Source organism: uncultured Methanofollis sp. (assembly GCF_937919355.1).
Classification (GTDB): Archaea; Halobacteriota; Methanomicrobia; order Methanomicrobiales; family Methanofollaceae; genus Methanofollis.
In genome coordinates this window covers 1-1,721 of record NZ_CALFSA010000218.1, presented here as the reverse complement: position 1 = coordinate 1,721, position 1,721 = coordinate 1, and the positions used below count along the sequence as shown (strand labels likewise).

2 protein-coding genes and 1 pseudogene are annotated in these 1,721 nt (G+C 66.8%); 2 read left to right on the top strand and 1 reads right to left on the bottom strand.

Going from position 1 to position 1,721, the window contains the following annotated elements; translation table 11 throughout:
- Both Q0520_RS10690 and Q0520_RS10685 read left to right on the top strand, forming a co-directional pair.
- On the top strand, nucleotides 1-247 hold a 247-nt coding region (locus Q0520_RS10690), incomplete at its 5' end, for a hypothetical protein (protein ID WP_298669929.1).
- 45 nt (nucleotides 248-292) lie between these two features.
- Nucleotides 293-1,183 (top strand): metallophosphoesterase, encoded by an 891-nt coding sequence (locus Q0520_RS10685; RefSeq protein WP_298669927.1) that lies wholly within the window; start codon nucleotides 293-295, stop codon nucleotides 1,181-1,183.
- Here Q0520_RS10685 and Q0520_RS10680 read toward each other — a convergent pair.
- Nucleotides 1,159-1,721, bottom strand: a pseudogene (locus Q0520_RS10680) (8-oxoguanine DNA glycosylase); the annotation flags it as partial. The gene Q0520_RS10685 and the pseudogene Q0520_RS10680 overlap by 25 nt on opposite strands.

The window sequence follows — 1,721 nt, the reverse complement described above, 5'->3', positions numbered from 1 at the left end:
CCTTGCCGGGGGCTACGAGATCAGCCACGAGGAGTGGAAGAAGGAGGTACTCCAACCGCTGGAGCAGCAGGGTGTCTTCTTCGGGGCGTCAGGGCCGGACCACGTCTTCGTCATCGCAACGCCCGACGACGCCGGGGAGACTCTCACCTATTACCAGAATCGGATCGAGGAACAGACACAGAGGGTTGCCCTCCTGAAGCACCTCCTCGACGAGGCCGGGTGGAGCGAGAGGGTCCCGTACAACTGACAGGTGCGGAAACCGTTATCCCCCTTCCCGATGACCGCGTGAAGCATGGTGCCCTATGCCCGCCCGATTGCAGCGGTCCTTTTTGTTCTCCTTCTCCTTCTCGGATGCATTGCCTGCGGCACCGCCGGTGCGGAAGACCTTACGGTCACCCCCGTCACCGTGGCCGGGGTGCCCGGCACGATCGTCCTCCTCTCAGACCTCCATATCTCTGGGGGCAACCGCGGCCTCATCGAGAGGACTGTCAGGGAGACGAACGCCCTGGATCCCTCCCTTGTGCTCATCACAGGCGACTTTGTCGCGGGGTACGGGAGTGAGGGGGTGCCAGACCTCTCCCCCCTTGTCGATATCAGGGCGCCGGTGTACGCCGTGCCCGGCAACCACGACTACGGTCTCTCCAGCCGCGGGCGGGAGGGGGCGCTGAAGGAGGCGAACTTCAGCGTCGGAGGCTACGACCTCTCACCCCTTGCCGACGGTGCGGCCGAGACCGCCCTCGCCGATGCAGTCTGCGCCCGCCTCGAAGAGGCAGGTGTGACTGTGCTCAGGAACGACTACGCGACAGAGAAGGTCGGGAACAGCACTGTTGTGATCGTCGGCCTCGACGACGGCCTTGCAGGGAGGGCGCGGTTCCCCGCGGACCTGCCCGACGCCGACTGCCGCATCGTCCTCATCCACGAACCCGAATGCCGGGCGGCCTGGGACGCCGACCTCATCCTCTGCGGCCCCCCCCACGGCGGGCAGGTCGACCTGCCCCTCCTCGGGAAACCGTCGGCATGGTTCGGCTACGACCCCTCGGCCGGCCTGGTCGAGGAGGGAGAAAGGACCGTCTATGTCAGCCGCGGCATCGGCACCACGCCGTTTTTCGGCATGGGCATCCGCATCAACTGCCCGCCTGAGATCACGGTGTTCCGGGGTCAGGCCCCGTCCCGCACGCAGTAGAGGTACTCCTGCGCCCACCCGGCGTACCTGCCGAAGTGCCCCCATGCGAAGTCCCTGATCTCGCGGTATTCCCTTGCGGTCATCGCCCCCTCCTCTCTGAGGTGGGGGAGGTAGGAGCGGCGCATGATCCGCCGTATCCACACGTCCACGGGGAAGGCCTCGTACTTCTGGAAGGCAAAGAGGAGGATGCAGTCTGCGGCCTTCGGGCCGACGCCCGGGAATCGGAGGAGTTCCTGTCTCGCCTCTTCATACGGGAGTTCGGCGGCCCTCTCCGCCCAGGCCGGGTCTTCGGCGCAGATCGCCGCCGTCCGGCAGACATACGGCGCCCGGTAGCCCATCACGCACCCCTCCCTCAGGGAGCACTCGGTCGACGACGCCAGTTCGTCGGCCGTCGGGAAGGCATGGCCGCCGCCGGGGAGGGGCAGCCCGTAGCCTTCGGCAAGCAGCCGCACTCTCTTCCTGATCACCGGGATGTTTGCGTTCGTGGCGCCGTATGTCTGCCGGACGGCGGCTATCTGCGCCGAAGACCCGGCCTGGG